Source organism: Leifsonia sp. 71-9, assembly GCF_001898805.1.
Lineage (GTDB): Bacteria > Actinomycetota > Actinomycetes > Actinomycetales > Microbacteriaceae > Leifsonia.
The window spans coordinates 40,347-58,248 of sequence record NZ_MKVJ01000010.1 but is presented as its reverse complement, the minus strand read 5'-3'; the positions used below and the strand labels follow the sequence as shown (position 1 = coordinate 58,248).

18 protein-coding genes are annotated in these 17,902 nt (G+C 70.7%); 3 read left to right on the top strand and 15 right to left on the bottom strand.

The window, feature by feature from the left end; translation table 11 throughout:
- Nucleotides 1–21 precede the first annotated feature (21 nt).
- From BGO91_RS05670 to BGO91_RS05650, 5 genes are all read right to left on the bottom strand, one after another.
- The gene (locus tag BGO91_RS05670; protein WP_290471882.1) at nucleotides 22–471 is read right to left on the bottom strand and encodes a DUF3817 domain-containing protein; all 450 of its coding nucleotides are present in this window, start codon (nucleotides 469–471) and stop codon (nucleotides 22–24) included.
- A 4-nt stretch (nucleotides 472–475) separates the two neighbouring features.
- Complete coding sequence (locus BGO91_RS05665; protein WP_290471881.1) at nucleotides 476–1,291, bottom strand: SURF1 family protein; 816 nt, start codon at nucleotides 1,289–1,291, stop codon at nucleotides 476–478.
- A gap of 57 nt (nucleotides 1,292–1,348) precedes the next feature.
- The gene (locus BGO91_RS05660) at nucleotides 1,349–2,734 is read right to left on the bottom strand and encodes a cation:proton antiporter (RefSeq protein WP_290471880.1); all 1,386 of its coding nucleotides are present in this window, start codon (nucleotides 2,732–2,734) and stop codon (nucleotides 1,349–1,351) included.
- A 4-nt stretch (nucleotides 2,735–2,738) separates the two neighbouring features.
- The gene (locus tag BGO91_RS05655; RefSeq protein ID WP_290471879.1) at nucleotides 2,739–3,269 is read right to left on the bottom strand and encodes a TrkA C-terminal domain-containing protein; all 531 of its coding nucleotides are present in this window, start codon (nucleotides 3,267–3,269) and stop codon (nucleotides 2,739–2,741) included.
- Nucleotides 3,270–3,358: 89 nt separating this feature from the next.
- A complete protein-coding gene (locus tag BGO91_RS05650; protein ID WP_290471878.1) occupies nucleotides 3,359–3,820 on the bottom strand; it encodes an SRPBCC domain-containing protein in 462 nt (153 codons plus the stop codon).
- Nucleotides 3,821–3,911: 91 nt separating this feature from the next.
- On the opposite strand from BGO91_RS05650, the gene BGO91_RS05645 reads away from it, so the two are divergent.
- Both BGO91_RS05645 and BGO91_RS05640 read left to right on the top strand, forming a co-directional pair.
- Complete coding sequence (locus tag BGO91_RS05645) at nucleotides 3,912–4,721, top strand: metalloregulator ArsR/SmtB family transcription factor (protein ID WP_290471877.1); 810 nt, start codon at nucleotides 3,912–3,914, stop codon at nucleotides 4,719–4,721.
- A 52-nt stretch (nucleotides 4,722–4,773) separates the two neighbouring features.
- The gene (locus tag BGO91_RS05640; RefSeq protein ID WP_290471876.1) at nucleotides 4,774–6,117 is read left to right on the top strand and encodes a hypothetical protein; all 1,344 of its coding nucleotides are present in this window, start codon (nucleotides 4,774–4,776) and stop codon (nucleotides 6,115–6,117) included.
- 1 nt (nucleotide 6,118) lies between these two features.
- Here BGO91_RS05640 and BGO91_RS05635 read toward each other — a convergent pair whose 3' ends face one another.
- Together BGO91_RS05635 and BGO91_RS05630 are read right to left on the bottom strand one after the other, a co-directional pair.
- The gene (locus BGO91_RS05635) at nucleotides 6,119–7,930 is read right to left on the bottom strand and encodes a glycerol-3-phosphate dehydrogenase/oxidase (protein WP_290471875.1); all 1,812 of its coding nucleotides are present in this window, start codon (nucleotides 7,928–7,930) and stop codon (nucleotides 6,119–6,121) included.
- Between the two features lie 38 nt (nucleotides 7,931–7,968).
- The gene (locus BGO91_RS05630) at nucleotides 7,969–9,087 is read right to left on the bottom strand and encodes a GuaB3 family IMP dehydrogenase-related protein (RefSeq protein ID WP_290471958.1); all 1,119 of its coding nucleotides are present in this window, start codon (nucleotides 9,085–9,087) and stop codon (nucleotides 7,969–7,971) included.
- 78 nt (nucleotides 9,088–9,165) lie between these two features.
- On the opposite strand from BGO91_RS05630, the gene BGO91_RS05625 reads away from it, so the two are divergent.
- On the top strand, nucleotides 9,166–10,311 hold the full coding sequence (locus BGO91_RS05625) for an aminotransferase class I/II-fold pyridoxal phosphate-dependent enzyme (RefSeq protein WP_290471874.1): 1,146 nt from the start codon (nucleotides 9,166–9,168) through the stop codon (nucleotides 10,309–10,311).
- Here the strand turns inward: BGO91_RS05625 and BGO91_RS05620 are convergent.
- The 8 genes from BGO91_RS05620 to BGO91_RS05585 form a co-directional block, all read right to left on the bottom strand.
- Entirely contained in the window at nucleotides 10,308–11,996 is a 1,689-nt protein-coding gene (locus tag BGO91_RS05620; protein WP_290471873.1) for an ATP-binding cassette domain-containing protein, read from the bottom strand. The two genes, BGO91_RS05625 and BGO91_RS05620, sit on opposite strands and share 4 nt — an antisense overlap.
- Nucleotides 11,997–12,108: 112 nt before the next feature.
- On the bottom strand, nucleotides 12,109–13,611 hold the full coding sequence (guaB, locus tag BGO91_RS05615; protein ID WP_290471872.1) for an IMP dehydrogenase: 1,503 nt from the start codon (nucleotides 13,609–13,611) through the stop codon (nucleotides 12,109–12,111).
- 86 nt (nucleotides 13,612–13,697) lie between these two features.
- Nucleotides 13,698–14,462: an amino acid ABC transporter ATP-binding protein gene (locus BGO91_RS05610; RefSeq protein WP_290471871.1), complete on the bottom strand. Its 765-nt coding sequence runs from the start codon at nucleotides 14,460–14,462 to the stop codon at nucleotides 13,698–13,700.
- A complete protein-coding gene (locus BGO91_RS05605) occupies nucleotides 14,459–15,424 on the bottom strand; it encodes an amino acid ABC transporter permease (RefSeq protein ID WP_290471870.1) in 966 nt (321 codons plus the stop codon). Before BGO91_RS05605 ends, BGO91_RS05610 begins: the two co-directional genes overlap by 4 nt.
- Before the next feature lie 10 nt (nucleotides 15,425–15,434).
- Nucleotides 15,435–16,334 carry a transporter substrate-binding domain-containing protein gene (locus BGO91_RS05600; RefSeq protein WP_290471869.1) on the bottom strand — a complete coding sequence of 300 codons (900 nt, stop codon included), beginning with the start codon at nucleotides 16,332–16,334 and terminating at the stop codon, nucleotides 15,435–15,437.
- Nucleotides 16,331–16,810, bottom strand: coding sequence for a DUF3830 family protein (locus BGO91_RS05595; protein WP_290471868.1), 480 nt, complete (start codon nucleotides 16,808–16,810; stop codon nucleotides 16,331–16,333). The genes BGO91_RS05600 and BGO91_RS05595 overlap by 4 nt, the downstream gene beginning before the upstream one ends.
- Nucleotides 16,807–17,547, bottom strand: coding sequence for a gamma-glutamyl-gamma-aminobutyrate hydrolase family protein (locus BGO91_RS05590; protein ID WP_290471867.1), 741 nt, complete (start codon nucleotides 17,545–17,547; stop codon nucleotides 16,807–16,809). Before BGO91_RS05590 ends, BGO91_RS05595 begins: the two co-directional genes overlap by 4 nt.
- Nucleotides 17,544–17,902: aldehyde dehydrogenase family protein (locus tag BGO91_RS05585; RefSeq protein WP_290471866.1), on the bottom strand; the 359-nt coding region annotated here is incomplete at its 5' end. The genes BGO91_RS05585 and BGO91_RS05590, both read right to left, overlap by 4 nt.

The following is a 17,902-nucleotide window of genomic DNA, read 5'->3' as shown; positions in this document are numbered from 1 at the left end:
TCGGAGAAAGTTGCGTCGGTGCTAATTTGTCGCCTCCACGAGGTTCGCGGCCTCGGCCTCGCGGCCGGCCAGATAGGTCTTGACCTGCTTGGTGATGCGGGCCTCCACGAAGAACGAGAGGAACGGCACGACGCCACCGAGGGCGATCATGACGAACTTCGTGAAGGACCAGCGCATCAGACTCCACAGGCGGAAGTCGGAGAAGAGATACACCACGTACAGCCAGCCGTGCGCGATGAGGATGCCGGTGCTCAGGTCGACGCCGGTCGGCGCGACGGCCGTCTTCACCGGGACGAAGGTGAGCACGCCGTAGTTGCTGAAGGCGAAGAGCTCGTAGCCCATGCCGTACTTGACGATCATCTCGGCGCAGAGCAGCAGCAGCATGATGCCCGTGACGTACGCGAACACCTGGTAGAACCGCAGGGCCCCCCGGATCTTCGGGAAGTCTTCGAGTTTGGGAGCGAGGGGCATGGGGCTATTCTACTTTGCCCGCGACGGCCGACGACCCGGCCTCCGGGGAGGCGGCGGCCTCCTCCTCGGCGAGCGCGCGGAGCTCGTCCTCGCGCTCCTTGGCGTCCTTCACGAGCCGGTACCAGAGGAAGATCGCGAAGCCCGCGAAGACGACCCATTCGGCGGCGTAGAAGATGTTGAGCCAGTTGAGCTCGGTCTGCGCGATCGGCGGTGGCGAGTAGATGGCGTCGAGGCCGTCGACCCCGCCGCGCTGCACGACGTACGCCGAGTAGACGTCCATCCCGTCGACGCCGGTCCACAGGTTGTAGAGGGCGCCGATGCCGACGGTCTGCATCTGCGTCGGGTCGCTCTTGTCCTGCGGGACCTCGGGCTGCTCGTCCGGGAGGATGCGGCCGACGATCCGCACGGGGGCCTCGGGCTCGGCGGCCAGACGCGCCCGGGCGGACTCGGCGGTGGCCTTGTCGGGCGCCCAGCCGCGCGCGACGGCCATCGCCACCTCGGTGCCGTCCTGCTCCGTGAGGTTGACGTGGCCGATGACCCACCAGCCGCTCTTGCCCTCGTTGAGCCGGCCGTCGAGGAGCTGGTAGTCGCCGGGGACGTACGTGCCGGTGAACTCCACGAGCTGTCCCACCGCCTTGTCCGTGATGGGTCCGCCCGGCTTGGCGATCTGAGCGAGCGGGAGCACCGTCTCGCTCGGCGCCTCGACCGCCTTGCCCGATTCGAGCGCGCGCTCCAGCTGCCACTGACCGAGCGCGGCGAAGGCCGCCGCCAGGGCGAGCGCGAAGATGAGCGCTCCGATCCAGCGCGGTCGGAGCATCATCTGGAACAGCGTGGTCTCGCCCGTCGTCGACGGGCGGCCGGGGGTCGTGTCTATGGGTCAGTCCCGCTTTCGGTCGCCGCTGATGTCTTCTTGTCCCATGGCCTGCTGCTGCATGGCCTGCTCGACGACCCGGTCGATCGACGTGCGCGTGCGGTCGGCGCTCGTGTCGTCGCGGCGGGAGTCGGAGTCGAGGTCGGCCGTGGCCGCCTCCACGAGTGCGATCTCCTCGTCGAGCATGGGATCGCGCTTCTTCTTCCGGTCGCGTCGCTTCGACTTCTTCCCGGTCCGTAGGATCATCGCACCGATCCGCTCGGAGTTCGCTGCGAGGATCGGGCCGAGGATGGCCATGATCAGCACGTAGAGCCCGGCGAAGGGCTGGATGCGCTCGTCGAGCCCCGCACTGAGGGAGAGGGTCGCGAGGATCAGGGCGAACTCGCCGCGGTTCTGGAGGATGACCGTCGTGTTGATGCCCGCCTGGGCGCCCATCCCGTTGATGCGGGCGACGAACTGGCCCGCGAGGATGTTGAGCACGATGGTCATCGCGACCGCGATCAGCACGGGGCCGAGTACGGACGGGAACTTGGCCGGATCGAGTTCGAGGCCGAAGTTCAGGAAGAAGAAGGCGGCGAAGACGTCCCGCAGCGGGATCGCGATGTGCTCGATCTTGTTGCGGTACTTCGTGGCGCCGAGCACCAGACCGATCAGGAACGCGCCGATCGCGTCGGTCACGCCGAGAATCTCGCCGACGCCCGCGAAGAGGACCGCGAGGCCGAAGAACAGGATGGTGAAGAGCTCGTCGTCCTTGGTCCGGAACAGCCGGGAGACGAACTTCCCGCCCCAGCGGGCGAGCGTGAACATCACCACGAGGAACGTGAAGGCGATCGCGAGCTTGGCGACCACCGGCCAGAAGTCCGTCTCGCCGCTCAGCACCACGGAGACGATCGCGAGGTAGATCGCGATGAAGATGTCCTCGACGACGGTCACGCCGAGGATCATCGGAGTCTCGGTGTTGGGCAGTCGCCGCAGCTCGATCAGCAGCTTGGTCACGATCGCCGACGACGACGTGGCCGTGATGCCGGCGATGATCAGGGCCTCGCGGGTGCCCCAGCCGACCCAGAAGCCGAACGCGAGCCCGACGCCCATGTTGATGAGGATGTACGAGCCGCCGGAGATGATGAGCTTGCCGAAGTTGCCGAAGAACTCGTCCTGGTCGAACTCCAGCCCCAGATTGAACAGCAGCAGGATGAGCCCGAAGACGGCGATGAGCTCGATGTAATGGCTCTCGAAGTCGAGGGGGAACCATCCGGTATGCGGGCTGGCCAGCAGCCCGACGATCATGTAGATGGGTATCGCGGGGAGACCCACCAGCTTGCCGAGTCGGCCCAGCACGTACGCGACGAGCAGGAGGAGGCCGAGAACGATCAGGTCTTCGCCGAGATGCATCGGATCAGCCTCCCGGCGGAGCGTCGGCGGTCACACGGACGGGCATCTCCCCGGCGCGGAAGAACGCGAACGCCTTCGCCACCTTCTCGGGAGTCCCCGCGACGACGAGGGTGTCGCCGGGGAAGACCTTGAAGTCGGGCGCGGGAGCCGGGTTGGCGGAGTCCCCGCGCACGACGGCGACGACGGTGAGGCCGGCGAAGCCGCGGTCGGCGGGCGCCCCGAGCTGCTGGCCCGCGATGTGGTCGTCGTAGTCGACCGTGAACCAGTCGATGCTGAGGCCCGGGATCTGGTCGAGCGCGGTCAGCGACTCGGTGATCTGGGTGCCGCCGAGGAGCTCGGCGAGCGTGTGCGCCTCGTCCTCGTTGAGGCGGAGGGACACCTTGGTGACGTCCGCGCCGTCCTCGTCGTCGGAGAACGTGATCAGGTCGCTGTGGCCCGAGCGGTGTGCGATGACGCCGACCTTGCCGCCGTCGTCCGTCACGAAGGTGTGGAGCACCCCGACCCCGGGTAGTTTGACCCGTCGAACGTCTACCATCGTCCGTCTCCATCCGCTTGAGGCGATGCTTCAAGCCTACCCGAGGCCGTCCGGCCGCCGGCCCGCGGTCGCGGAGAGCGAACGCCCGATCAGCGGGTGACGAGGGCCTCCAGGTTGTCCAGTTCGTTGGCGCGCCCGGCGAGCAGCCGCTCCGTCCAGACGGCGTCGTGCATCGGCTCCACCCGCATGATCACGCGGGTGCCTCCGTCGACCGGTTCGAGGTCGACGACCGTGAGCTGCTCGTACGGACCGTGGTCGGGCACGAAGTCGACGAGCGACCGGTAGGCGATGCGCCGCGGCCCGTCAAGCTCGGTGAACACCTTGCGGGACTCGGTCGACAGCGGCATCCCGTACTGCTGCATGAAGGCGATCTGGTCGGGAGCGACGGCGGTCATCGTGTAGACGAGGTCGCCACCGGGGCGGAGGTCGAGCTGCGTGACGTCCGTCCGGAAACCCTCGGGGGCCCACCAGGAGGAGATCCCCTCGGCGGTGGTCCAGAGTTCCCAGACCCGGGTCGGATCGGCGCTGATGGTCCGTTCGATGGTCTCCACGATCGTCTCCTCCTCGATGGCGCACCTGGCGGTGCAGATGACCACACGATATATTCGTCTAGACGAATGTGTCAACCACTAGTCTGGAGGCATGACGATGGACGCGCAGCAGGCCCTCGCGGCCATCGGCGAGCCCACGCGCTATCGCATCGTCCTGCTGCTCGCGGAGGCGCCGCGGACGGTCGGAGAGGTCGCGGAGAGTCTGGGCGCCCTCCAGCCCCAGACGACCAAGCACCTCCAGGCGCTCGAGGCCGCCGGAATCGTGCGCATCCACCGGCTCGGCCGCCGCCGCGTCGCGAGCCTCGACCGGGCTGCGCTCGCCCGGCTCGCCGACCGGCTGCAGACGCTCGCCGCGGAGACGGCGGACACCGCGACCGACGACGACACCCTCGCCGCCTACGAGCAGGCGATCACGGAGGAGGCGGGACGCGGCGACGCGAGCGGAAGCCGTGCGGTCCGGCTGGAGCGCCTCCTCCCCGCCGCGCCCGCGGATGTCTGGGCGGCGTGGACCGACCCCGCCCTCGCCGCGCAGTGGTGGGCGCCCCGCCACTTCACGGTCGCGGCGTGCGAGATCGCACCGACCGCGGACGCACCGGTGCGGCTCGTGCTGCGGGAGGGCGACGGGGCGGAGTACACGTCGATCGGACGCGTCGTCGAGGCCTCCCCCGCCACCCGGCTCGTCTACGAGCTCGCACCCGTCGGCGCCGCGGGCGCGCCGCTGTTCCGGGCCGTGCACACGGTGGAATTCACGTCGGTTCCGGGCGACAGCGCGGCCACGCGGGTCACGCTCGACATCGACGTCTCCGCCGTCGAAGAAGGAGCCGCTTCCGCCGTCGCCGGGCTCGAGCCGGGCTGGGCCCAACTGCTCGAGGGGTTGGCCGCTGTGCTCGCCCGGCCGTAGGTCGCGCCCGTGGGGGATCCGATGCGGTCAGCGGGTGTCATACTGGTCGGCTATGTCCGAAGCCGCTGAACGTGCCGCCGCGCAGGTGCTGAACGCTGCGCAGTCGGCTTCCGGCTACATCCGGGAGGCGGCGGTGCGGCAGCTGACCGCGATGCCGGACGACATCGCGGTGCCTGCGCTCGCGGTCCGGGCGGCGGACTGGGTGCCCGGGGTCAGGCGTCTCGCCCGGGAGGACCTCCGACGCCGCTTCGATCGCGATCCCGAGGCCGTGCTGCTCGCCGCCCCCGCCGCCCTGGCCTTGTCCCGGCGGGAACAGGGCGCCTGGCTCGTCGATCGCACGATGATCCTGCTGGCGCAGCTCGACGACACCGCCCTGCGTCGCGCCTTGGCGAGCGAGCAGGTCTCCGTCCGCCGAGTGGCCCTCGACCTCGTCGCCGCGAGCGGACGGGTGAGCACGGATACCCTCGTCGCCCTGGCCGAGCGCGATCCGGACACTCGCATCCGGGACCGTGCCGCCGTCACCGTCTTCGGCCGCCCGGCCGCGGAGGGCGATGTCCGGCGGTTCCTCCGCAGCCGCGCGGCCGGGCTGCGCGCACACGCGATCGCCGTTCTCGCGGACGCCTGCGATCTCGACCCCGCCCGGGTCGGGCTGCTGGACAAGACGAGCCGGGTACGGAGCGCGGCACGGGCAGCGCTGCAGAAGGCGGGAGAGTCGCCGGCGCCGCACTATCGCCGGGCACTCACGACGGGAGTGGCGCTCCCGGTGGCGCTCATAGGCCTCGGCGAGACCGGCTCGCCCGACGACGCGTCCTTCGCCCGCCCTCTTCTCGAACACCCGACTCCGCGCGTCCGATCCGCCGCCCTCCGCTGCCTCAGCGCCCTGGGCGCCGCCGGCACCGGCACGCTGATGCCCTTCCTGACCGACCCCGCGCCGGGCGTCGTATCGTGCGCCGCGCGGCTGCTCCTGCCGTCGGCGCGAGACCTCGCACTCCACGATCTGCAGGCCCTTCTCGACGCAGCCCAGCCCGCCCCCACACGCCGCGCTGCCCTTCGGCTGCTGGTCGCGCGGGATCGGGAGACGCGACTCCTCGCCGACCTCGCGCTGACAGCCGACCCGCTCCTCGGCGAACGGGCGCGCGACGACCTGCGCACGTTCGTCGATCAGGACCTCCCGCGCTCCTATCTGCGGCTCGACCCCGACCAGCTCGACGCAGCGCGCGCGTACCTCGCCCAGGACACGCACGGGCTCACCAAGCGGGGAGAATCCGCACTGCGATCCGCCATCGGACTCCCGCCCGTCCACGAGCCGGAGCCGGAGCCGAAGCCGAATATCCTGCTCATGACCCGCATCGGAGGAGTGCTCCACCGGTTCGACGGGAGGTCGAACCGGCGGTGACTCAGTTCTTCCCCGCCCGCGGCGCCGCCTTCGTGGTCGGCGCCGCCGCGTTCGCCGCGGCTGCGGCCTTGTCGACGTCGACGATGTCCGGCGCCTCCAGGCGCACACGGTCGGCCGACTGGTCGTCGGGCTGCAGCTGGCTCTCGCGCTCGGCGATGACGCGCTTGAGGTAGGTCTGCACCTCGCGCTCCTCGCGCGCCGCATCCCAGCCGAGCACGCCGGCCATGAGGGAGGCGGCGACCGGCGCGGCCGAGACCCCGCGGTCCCACGCCTCGATCGAGATGCGCGTGCGGCGGGCGAGCACGTCCTCCAGGTGCAGGGCGCCCTCGTGACTGGCCGCGTAGACGACCTCGGCGCCGACGTAGTCGTCCGCGCCCGGGAGCGGCTCGGCGAGGGAGCGGTCCTGCCGGACGAGCGCCAGGATGTCCTCGGTCATCGTGCCGTAGCGGTTGAGGAAGTGCTCGACGCGGGCGATGTGGAGGTCGTTGTCGGCGGCGATCCGCGCGCGGCGGTTCCACGCGGCCTGATACCCCTCGGCGCCGACCAGGGCGATCTCGTCGGTCGTGCTCTCGGGGATCTTGCCGTCGAGGGCGTCCACCGCGGCGTCGATGGCGTCCTTGGCCATGATGCGGTAGGTCGTCCACTTGCCGCCGGCGATGACGACGAGGCCGGGCACGGAGTGCGCGACCAGGTGCTCGCGCGAGAGCTTCGACGTCTGCTCCGACTCGCCCGCGAGCAGGGGGCGCAGACCGGCGTAGACGCCTTCCACGTCCTCCCGCGACAACGGCACGTTGAGCACTTCGTTGACGTGCGCGAGCAGGTAGTCGATGTCGGCGGCCGTCGCGGCGGGGTGCGCCTTGTCGAGGTGCCAATCGGTGTCGGTCGTGCCGATCAGCCAGTGCCGGCCCCACGGGATGACGAAGAGCACGCTCTTCTCCGTGCGCAGCAGCAGGCCCATCTTCGACTGGAAGCGGTCGCGCGGCACGACGAGGTGGATGCCCTTGGACGCGCGCACCTTGAACTGGCCGCGCTCCCCCACCATCGACTGCGTGTCGTCGGTCCAGACGCCCGTGGCGTTGACGACCTGCTTGGCGTGGATCTCGAACCGCTCGTCGGTCTCCAGATCGCGCGCCTGCACGCCGACGACCCGCTCGCCGACCTTGAGGAAGCCCTCGACGCGGACGCGCGGCGCCACGTGCGCGCCGTAGTGCGCGGCCGTGCGGGCGAGATTCGCCACGTACCGGGCGTCGTCGACCTGCGCGTCGTAGTAGGTGATGCCACCGACCAGGGCGTTCGGGGCGATGCTCGGGATGGCCTTCAGCACCTGCCGCCGGCTGAGGTGGCGGTGGTGCGGGACCCCCGGCGGGCGCAGGCCCGTGTAGGAGAAGATGTCGTACAGCATCATCCCGGCGCCGATGTAGAGACGCTCGAAGACGCGCTTGTGCAGCGGGTAGAGGAAGCGGACGGGCTTCACCAGGTGCGGGGCGACGCGCTGCAGCAGCAGGCCGCGCTCGATGAGCGCCTCCCGCACCAGCCGGAAGTCGAGCTGCTCGAGGTACCGGATGCCGCCGTGCACCAGCTTGGAGGAACGGCTGGAGGTCCCGGCGGCGAAGTCGCGCGCCTCCACCAGCCCGACCGAGAGGCCTCGCGTGACCGCGTCGACCGCGCTGCCCGTGCCGACGATGCCGCCGCCGACCACGAGGATGTCGAGCTCGGTCTCCTTCAGCGCCGCGATCGCGGCTGCTCGCTCGGCCGGTCCGAGCCGTGACGGGTATGTCACAGCCGGGTCGGACGTGGATCGTGATTCAACCATCGTTGCCTCCCTCTCCTCGGCCGCCTTCGGCCGCGGGTCTAGTGCGCTTGGTACGGTGCGACGACCACCTCGACGCGCTGGAACTCCTTCAGGTCCGAGTATCCCGTGGTCGCCATGCTGCGGCGCAAGGCTCCCACCAGATTCGCAGTCCCTTCGGCCACGGGTGCCGGGCCGTACAGGATCTCCTCCAGGGGCGCGACCTGCCCGACCTGCACGCGGTTGCCGCGCGGGAGGTGCGGGTGGTGCGCCTCGGCGCCCCAGTGCCAGCCGCCGCCGGGCGCGTCGGTCGCGCGGGCGAGCGTCGAGCCGAGCATGACGGCGTCGGCGCCGCAGGCGATCGCCTTGACGATGTCGCCCGAGCTGCCGAGGCCGCCGTCGGCGATCACGTGCACGTAGCGGCCCCCCGACTCGTCCATGTAGTCGCGGCGCGCGCCGGCGACATCGGCCACCGCGGTCGCCATCGGGGCGTGGATGCCGAGCGTCGAGCGCGTCGTGGAGGCCGCGCCTCCGCCGAACCCGACGAGCACGCCCGCCGCGCCGGTGCGCATGAGGTGCAGGGCCGCGGTGTACGTGGCGGCGCCGCCGACGATGACGGGCACATCCAGCTCGTAGATGAACTTCTTGAGGTTCAGGGGCTCCACCGTCTTCGAGACGTGCTCGGCCGAGACCGTGGTGCCGCGGATGACGAAGAGGTCGACGCCGGCGGCGACGACGGTCTCGTAGAGGTCCTGGGTGCGCTGCGGCGACAGGGCGCCCGCGACGGTGACGCCCGCCTCGCGGATCTCGGCGAGGCGGCGGGTGACGAGCTCCGGCTTGATCGGCTCGGCGTAGATCTCCTGCATGCGCGCGGTCGCCTTCGCGGCCGGGAGCTCGCGGATCTCGGCGAGCAGCGGCTCCGGGTCCTCGTAGCGGGTCCACAGGCCCTCGAGGTCGAGGACGCCCAGACCGCCGAGCTGGCCCATCATGATCGCCGTGGTGGGCGAGACGACCGAGTCCATCGGGGCGGCGAGGAACGGGATGGAGAACTGGTAGGCGTCGATGCCCCAGGACACCGAGACGTCCTCGGGGTCGCGGGTGCGCCGGCTGGGCACCACCGCGATGTCGTCGAAGGCGTACACGCGGCGAGCGCGCTTGGCGCGCCCGATCTCAATCTCCATGCTCACCAGCCCAGTCTATGGCCCGCCCTCCACCCGGCCCACCTGCCGCTTGTCGGACGGGCCTGGCAGAGTGGAGGGATGACCGTCGACGCCGAGCCTCTTGACCGTCTCCGCGAGCGCACCAGCGAGAAGTGGCGCGCCTACCCGTCCGACGTCCTTCCGCTGTTCGTGGCCGAGATGGACTATCCCCTCGCCGCGCCGATCGCGGCCGCCCTGCACGCGGCGATCGACCGCTCCGACACGGGCTACGTCGGCCCCGACCGCGGGATGGAGACGGCGTTCGCCGACCATGCCCGCGACTCCTGGGGGTGGGAGGTCGATCAGGCCCGGGTGCGCACCTCGACCGACATCGGCGTCGTGGTGGTGGAGGCGCTGCGCCGGCTCATCGCGCCCGGCGACCGGGTCGTCATCACGCCTCCCGTCTACCCGCCGTTCTTCGCGTACGTGCCGGAGGCCGGCGGCGTGGTCGAGGAGGTCCCGCTCGTCGACGACGGCACCACGTGGTCGCTCGACCTGCCGGGGCTGGAGCGGGCGTTCGCGGAGGGGGCGCGTGCACTCCTCCTGTGCAACCCGCACAACCCGCTCGGCCTGGTGCACCCGCGGGAGGACCTCGTCGCCGTCGCCGAGCTCGCGGAGCGTTACGGCGTCCGTGTCGTCAGCGACGAGGTGCACGCCTCCCTCACGCACCGGGACGCGGCCTTCACCCCGTTCCTGAGCGTGTCGGACGCCGCGCGCCGGGTCGGCATCGCGGCGCACTCGGCGAGCAAGGCGTGGAACCTCGCCGGACTCAAGTGCGCCTTCTTCGTCGCGGCCGGCGACGACATGGCGGCGCTCGTCCAGGGCCTCCCCGTCGAGGTCGAGGAGCGCACGAGCCTGTTCGGCCGCATCGCGACCGAGACCGCCTATCGCGAGGGGATGCCGTGGCTCGACGGCGCGCTCGACGCGATCGAGGGCAACCGCCGGCTGCTCGCGGAGCTGCTCGCCGAGCACGTCCCCGCGGCGCGCTACCGCGAGCCGCGCGCGAGCTATCTGGCGTGGGTCGACCTGAGCGCGCTCGGCTGGGGCGACGACCCGGCGCAGCGCATCCTCACCGAGACGAAGGTGGCGCTCGGCAACGGCCCCGCGTTCGGCCGGCCGGGCATCGGGCACGCGCGGATCAACCTGGCGTGCTCCCCCGAGGTGCTGACCGAGGCCGTGACCCGGATCGGGCGGATGCGCGACTAGCGCGCCCGCGCGACCCGGGTCTCGTCCCAGACGGGCTCGTCCGCCTCGTAGACCTCTCCGTCGGAACCGAACACCAGGAACCGGTCGAAGCCGCGCGCGAACCAGCGGTCGTGCGTCACGGCGATGACGGTGCCCTCGTAGCCGGCGAGACCCTCCTCGAGCGCCTCCGCCGACACCAGGTCGAGGTTGTCGGTCGGCTCGTCGAGCAGCAGCAGGGTCGCACCCGACAGCTCCAGCAGGAGGATCTGCAGGCGCGCCTGCTGGCCGCCCGAGAGCGACTCGAAGTTCTGCTCGGCCGACGCGGCGAGCCCGTAGCGGTCGAGCACGCGGCTCGCCGCCTCCCTCGGCATCCCGTCCCGCCGGTCGTCGCCGCGGTGCAGGATGTCGAGGAGGGTGCGCCCGACCAGCTCGGGATGCTCGTGGGCCTGGGCGAAGAGCCCGGGGGCCACACGGGCGCCGAGCTTCGCCGCCCCGGTGTGCGGCACCGGCGCGCCCGCGTGCTCAGCAGAGGCGAGGTGGCCGGCGCCGGGATCCGGATCGGTGCCGCCCGCGGCGAGGAGGCGGAGGAAGTGCGACTTGCCGGAGCCGTTCGACCCGAGCACCGCGACCCGCTCGCCGAACCAGATCTCGCCGTCGAACGGCCGCATGAGTCCGGTCAGCTCCAGGCGGTGCAGCTCGGCGACCCGGCGGCCGGTGCGCGCGCCGGTGAGGCGCATCCGCACATTCTGCTCGCGCGGGCGCGCCTGGGGCGGACCGGCGGCCTCGAACTTCGCGAGCCGGGTCTGCGCCGCCTGGTACGCGTTCGCGAGGTCGGAGTTGTACTTGGCCTTCTCTTTGAAGCGCAGCACCAGCGCCTTCAGCTTGACGTGCTCCTCGTCCCAGCGCCGGCGCAGCTCTTCGAGCCGGGCCATCCGCTCCTCCCGGGCCTGGTGGTAGCCGCCGAAGCCGCCGCCGTGCGTCCAGGTGCTGTTGCCCGCTCCCCCGAGCTCCAGGGTCACGATGCGGTCGGCCGCGTTCGCGAGCAGCTCGCGATCGTGCGAGACGAGCAGCACGGTCTTGGGCGTGGCCCGCAGCTGCTCCTCCAGCCAGCGCTTGGCCGGCACGTCGAGGTAGTTGTCCGGCTCGTCGAGCAGGAGCACCTGCTCCGGGCCGCGCAGCAGCGCCTCCAGCACCAGGCGCTTCTGCTCGCCGCCGGAGAGCGTGCGGACGGACCGGTACTGGGCGCGCTCGAACGGGAGCCCGAGCGCGGTGACCGTGCAGTTGTCCCAGACGACCTCCTGGTCGTAGCCGCCGGCGTCGGCGTACTCGGCCAGGGCGTTCGCATAGCGCAGCTGGGTGTCGGTCTCGTCGCGCTCGATGATGGCCTCCTCGGCCGCCGCGAGCGCCTCGGCCGCCCGGCGGACCGCGACCGGCGCGACGCCGACCAGCAGATCGCGCACGGTGCGGTCGTCCCGCACGTGGCCGACGAACTGGTCCATCACGCCCAGACCGCCGTCGATCACGACGCCGCCCGACTCGGGACGCAGCTCCCCGCGGATGATGCGCAGGAGGGTGGACTTGCCGGCGCCGTTCGCGCCGATCAGCGCGGAGACGGTGCCGTCGCCGACGCGGAACGAGACGTCGTCGAGCAGCGGACGCCCGTCGGCGAGCGTGTACGAGACGCCGGAGACGTCGATGTGACCCACGGTGATGCTCCTGGAGACTGGTGATGGTGCGCCTCGCCGGTGGGCAAAGCCTTCCAGGATAGACGAAGCCGCCGCCCGCGTCGAGCGCGGGCGGCGGCTTCCGGAGGTGTGTCTAGCGGCGGTAGTTCGGCGCCTCGGAGACCATCTGGATGTCGTGGGGGTGCGACTCCTTCAGCCCGGCCGGGGTGATGCGGACGAACTTGCCCTTCTCCTTGAGCTCCGGGATGGTGCGCGCGCCGACGTAGAACATCGACTGGCGCAGCCCGCCGAGCAGCTGGTACGCGACCGCGGAGAGCGGTCCGCGATAGGGCACCTGGCCCTCGATGCCCTCGGCGATCAGCTGCTCGTCGCTCGGCACGTCCGCCTGGAAGTAGCGGTCGCGCGAGTACGAGGTCTTCTTGCCGCGGGTCTGCATCGCGCCGAGCGAGCCCATGCCGCGGTAGTTCTTGTACTGCTTGCCGTTGACGAAGACGAGGTCGCCGGGCGACTCCGTGGTGCCGGCGAGCAGCGAGCCGAGCATGACGCTGTCCGCACCGGCCACGAGGGCCTTGGCGATGTCGCCCGAGTACTGCAGGCCGCCGTCCGCGATGAGCGGGACGCCCGCGGGACGCGCGGCCAGCGAGGACTCGTACACCGCGGTCACCTGCGGCACGCCGACACCGGCGACCACGCGGGTGGTGCAGATGGAGCCGGGGCCGACGCCGACCTTGATGGCGTCCGCACCGGCGTCGATCAGGGCCTGGGCGCCGGAGCGCGTGGCGGCCTGGCCGCCGATCACGTCGACGTGCGAGGCGCGGGGCTCGTGCTTGAGCCGGCTGATGATGTCGAGCACGCCGCGGCTGTCGCCGTTGGCGGTGTCGACGACGATGACGTCGACCCCCGCGTCGATGAGCGTCATCGCGCGGTCCCAGCCGTCGCCGAAGAAGCCGATGGCCGCGCCGACGCGCAGGCGGCCCTCGTCGTCCTTGGTGGCGAACGGGTACTTCTCGCTCTTGTCGAAGTCCTTCACCGTGATGAGGCCGCGGAGCTTGCCGTCGGCGTCCACCAGCGGGAGCTTCTCGATCTTGTGCTCGGCGAAGATCGCGACCGCGGAGTCCGGGTCGATGCCGACCGGCGCCGTGATGAGCGGCTGCCGCGTCATGACGTCGCGCACGAGGGTCGTGGAGCGCTCGAACGGCGAGACGAACCGCATGTCGCGGTTCGTGATGATGCCGACGAGCGACCCGTCGCTCTCGACGACCGGGAGGCCGCTGACGCGGAACTGGCCGCAGAGCAGGTCGACCTCTTCGACGGTCGCGTCCGGCGTGGTCGTCACCGGATTGGTGATCATGCCCGACTCGGAGCGCTTCACCTTGTCGACGTGCGCCGCCTGGTCCTCGATGGAGAGGTTGCGGTGGATGATGCCGATGCCGCCCTGACGTGCCATCGCGACCGCCATGCGGGACTCGGTGACGGTGTCCATCGCGCTCGAGAGCAGCGGGGCGGCCAGTGAGATGCGCTTGGTCAGGCGCGTCGAGGTATCAGCCTCGCTCGGGATGACGTCGGTGTGCCCGGGGAGCAGCATGACGTCGTCGTAGGTCAAACCGATGAATCCGAACGGATCCGCCTGGTCCATTTCACCCCTATCAAGATGCGCGTATGTGGATGTCCCATGGTAACGGCTGCGCCTGGTCCTCTATTCCGAATCCGCTGAGCGACGGCTCAGAGCACCCGGGAGAGGAAGTTGCGCGTGCGCGGGCTGGTCGCTCCGTCGACCGTGAGCCGGTCGGAGGCGCCCGTCTCGACGATGCGGCCGTCCTCCATGAAGACGAACCGGTCGCACACCTCGCGGGCGAAGCCGATCTCGTGGGTGACGATCACCAGGGTCATGCCGGTGGTCGCCAGACCCTTGATCACGTCGAGGACCTCGCTGACGAGCTCGGGGTCGAGCGCGCTGGTCGGCTCGTCGAAGAGCATGAGCTTCGGGTGCATCGCGAGGGCGCGGGCGATCGCCACCCGCTGCTGCTGACCGCCGGAGAGCTGAGCAGGGTACGCGTCCGCCTTGTGGTCGAGCCCGACCTGCCGGAGGAGGTCGTGCGCCTCCGCGATCGCCTCGGCCTTCGGCCGCTTCAGCACGCCCACCGGCGCCTCGATCACGTTCTGCAGCACCGTCAGATGGGAGAACAGGTTGAAGCTCTGGAACACCATCCCGATGTCCTGGCGCTGGCGCGCCTCGGCCCGGCCGGAGAGCTCGCGCATGACGCCCTTGCGGGGCTTCCAGCCGAGCTCCTCGCCGTCGAGCACGATACGGCCGCGGTCGATGCGCTCGAGCATGTTCATGCAGCGCAGGAGGGTGCTCTTGCCGGCGCCGGAGGGACCGAGCAGCACGACGGTCTCGCCGCGCTCGACCTCCAGGCTCACGTCGTCGATGACGGTCACGTCGTCGTAGCGCTTGGTGACGTCGGTCACCTGCAGGAAGGGGCTCATGCGCGGTTCTCCTTCGGCGTCGTGCCTGCGTCCGCCGTGCGCTCGGCGGCGATGTCGTCCGGGGTGGCGGAGTCCGGGAGGACCGGATCCGCCTCGATGGTGCGCCGGCCGACCCGCGACGGCGACGACCGGAGCGCGCGCTCGATGAAGTACTGCCCGACCGACAGGATCGAGACGACGATCATGTACCAGAGCGTCGCCACGATCAGCAGCGGCACGATGCGGAAGTTGGACGAGTAGATCTGCTGCACCGAGTACATCAGGTCCGGCACGGCGATGAAGGCGACCAGGGAGGTCGACTTCAGCAGGTTGATCGTGTCGTTCGCGATCGGCGGGAGCGCCACCCGGAACGCCTGCGGGAAGACGATCTTCATCATCGTGCGGGTGCGCGTCATCCCGAGCGCCACCGCGGCCTCGCGCTGACCGGCCGGCACCGACTGGATGGACGCGCGCAGCACCTCGGACGTGTAGGCGGCCTGCTGCAGCGAGAACGTCACGATGGCGGCGACCATCGGATTGATGAGCTCCTGCGTGTTGACCGAGACGAACACCGGGCCGTACGGGATGCCGATGTCGATCGTCGGCCAGAGCAGCGACAGGTTGAAGGTCAGGACCAGCAGCACCAGCAGCGGGATCGACCGGAAGAACCAGACGTAGAGCCAGGCGAGCCCGCGCAGCACCGGGTTGTCGGAGAGCCGCATCGTCGCGAGCAGGGCGCCCAGGACGACGGCGACGACGATCGAGACCGCGGTGATGAGCAGCGTGCGGCCGAGCCCGGCCAGCACGTCGTAGTTCAGGAAGTACTGCCCGATGGTCGGCCAGTCCAGGGCCTGGTTGAACGCCAGGCCCTGAAGCCAGCCGAGCAGGAGGAGCACGAGCAGGGCGGCGACCACCCAGCGCATGATGTGGCGGTTGGGGATGTGCGGCGCGAGGGCCGCCGATCCCTGTTCGTGTTCGGGCATGAGGGTGCTGCTACTCTCCGACGTTCGGGTCCGGGTTGACTTCTGCCTTGTCGATGGCGTCGCCCTCGACCCCGTACTTCTTGAGGATCTTGGCGTATTCGCCGTTCGCGATGAGCTCGTTGATGGAGTCGGCGAGCGCCTGCGCCATCCCGTTGCCCTTCTTGGTGGCGATGCCGATGAGGACGAACTGGTACTTCGGGCCGCCGATCGCGAACTGACCGGTGGACTGCTTGGAAATGTACCCGAGGTTGGTCAGCGTCGCGGTCGTCGCGTCGACCTGCTTGCTGCTGACCGCGAGGGTCGCGGCGCCCTGGTCGGCGAAGGTCTGGACGCTGATCTCCTTCTTGCCGGCGGCGGTGCACTTCGCCGACTGCGCCTGCAGCACCGGGATGGCGCTGTCGGCCGCGACGACGGAGATCTTCAGCCCGCACAGGTCGTCCATGCTCGTGCCGAGGTCGGCGCCCTTGAGGCCCATGAACTGGTAGTGGTCCTCGAGGAAGGAGACCTGGTCGAACGTCTTCTCGCGCTCGGCGGTGACGTCGGCGCCGAACGCGCCGAAGTAGTTGCCGCTGTTGACGCCGAGGAGCGCGTTCTCGAAGGAGTCCTGCTTGAGGGTCACCTTGGTGCCCCACGGGCCGCCGACGGCGGTGGCGAGGTCGGTGCTGATGCCGACGATCTTGCCGCCGTCGAGGTAGGCGTAGGGCGGGTAGCCGGTGACGGCCGGAGCCACCAGATCCTTGCCCGCGAACGAGGACGGCAGTTTCACCGTCGCTGTCGAGGGCGTGGAGGAGGCGGAGCCGGACGAGGCGGCGGGGGTGCTGCTGCAGCCGGTGAGCAGCGCGGCCGCTGCCGCCGCGATGCCGATGCCCGCCGCGAGGGGGCCGCGGCGGAGGGAACGTGTGATCGTCATTCGATTCTCCCGATGGTGAGTTTCTTCAGTCCGATGGTGCGGGTCTCCTGGCACGCCGCGGCGAACTCCTCGAGTCCGCTGGTGATCGACGCCCAGATGGTGCAGGGGGTCCAGCCGAGGGGGCCGAAGATCCGGCCGCCCTTGCCGTAGAAGATGCCGACCTCCCACAGCTCGAAGTCCAGCCCAGCCATGAGCTCCTTGGGCTGGAAGAACCAGACCAGGTCGCCCGCGGCGGGGATGACCTGCTGGTTCTCCGCCGGGAGGGCGGTCGGGTCGAACGTCTGCGCGCTCTGCGGCAGCCCGAACATGATCTCGGGTCCGGCGTACATCGCGTGCATGACATCGTCGCTCACGGGCGACGCGAGTGCGCTCCAGATCGCTTCGGCGGTCTTCGGCGCGGCGTCGAGCAGCAGGGTCGCTTCGGCGCGCGGGCCGCCCTCGAACTCGAGGAAGATGCGCTTGGGGGTCGTGCTCACACGAACTCCTTGTCTGTAGAGGTGGATGGAACTCTCGGTGTGGAGGCGGCGCGACGGCGGTAGTCGTCGGCGGCCGCGATGAAGGGCGCGAGCAGGCGCGTCGCGTGGGCGCGCCCCTCCACGCCCGGCATCTTCTCCGGGTGCCACTGCACCGCCCGGAGAAAACGCGAGGTGTCGGTCCCGGCCACCGCTTCGACCGTGCCGTCCTCGGCGCGGGCGGCGATGGCCAGCCCGGCGCCGAGGCGGTCGATCGCCTGGTGGTGGATCGAGTTCACGACGCCGTCGTCGGGGAGGGAATCCGCGACCCAGCCGGCACCGTCCACGATCCGGTGCCGGCTGAGCCGCTCCTCCCCGCTCCCGACAGCGGGGTGGTCGGGGGTGTGCGGCAGGTCGGCGACGAGCGTGCCGCCGCGGTGGACGTTGAGGAGCTGGAGGCCGCGGCAGATGCCGAAGACGGGCATCCCGATCCGCTGGGCCTCGGCGAGGATCGCGTGCTCCGTGGAGTCGCGTGCGCCGGAGGCGACGTCCTGACCGCCGGAGAGGAGCACGCCGTCGACGCGCGCGAGGAGCGCCGGCACGTCCGGGTCGACGACGTCGGGGACGAGCAGCGGGATGCCGCCGGCCGCCTGGACGCTGTCGGCGTACTCGCCGCCGAGCGTGTAGAGGTCCGTCTGCGCGCCGAGTCCCGTGGCGAGCGCCCGGCGCCAGGCCGTGACGGCGATGATCGGGCCGGTCATGCGCCCAGCTCGATCCAGGTGCTCTTCACGTCGGTGTACTTGTCCACCGCGTGCGCGCCCTTGTCGCGGCCGAAACCGCTCGCGCCCACGCCGCCGAACGGCATCGACATGTCGCCCTCCTCGTAGCAGTTGACCCAGACGGTCCCGGCCCGCAGGCGCCGGGACACGCGATGGGCGGCCGAGAGGTCGCGGGTCCAGAGGCCGGCTCCGAGGCCGAACGGCGTGCCGTTCGCCACCGCGACCGCCTCGTCGACGCTGTCGACCGCGAGCACAGAGAGCACGGGGCCGAACACCTCAACCTGGGCGATCTCCATGTCGGGCCGCACGTCGGTGAGCACGATGGGGGCGACGTAGC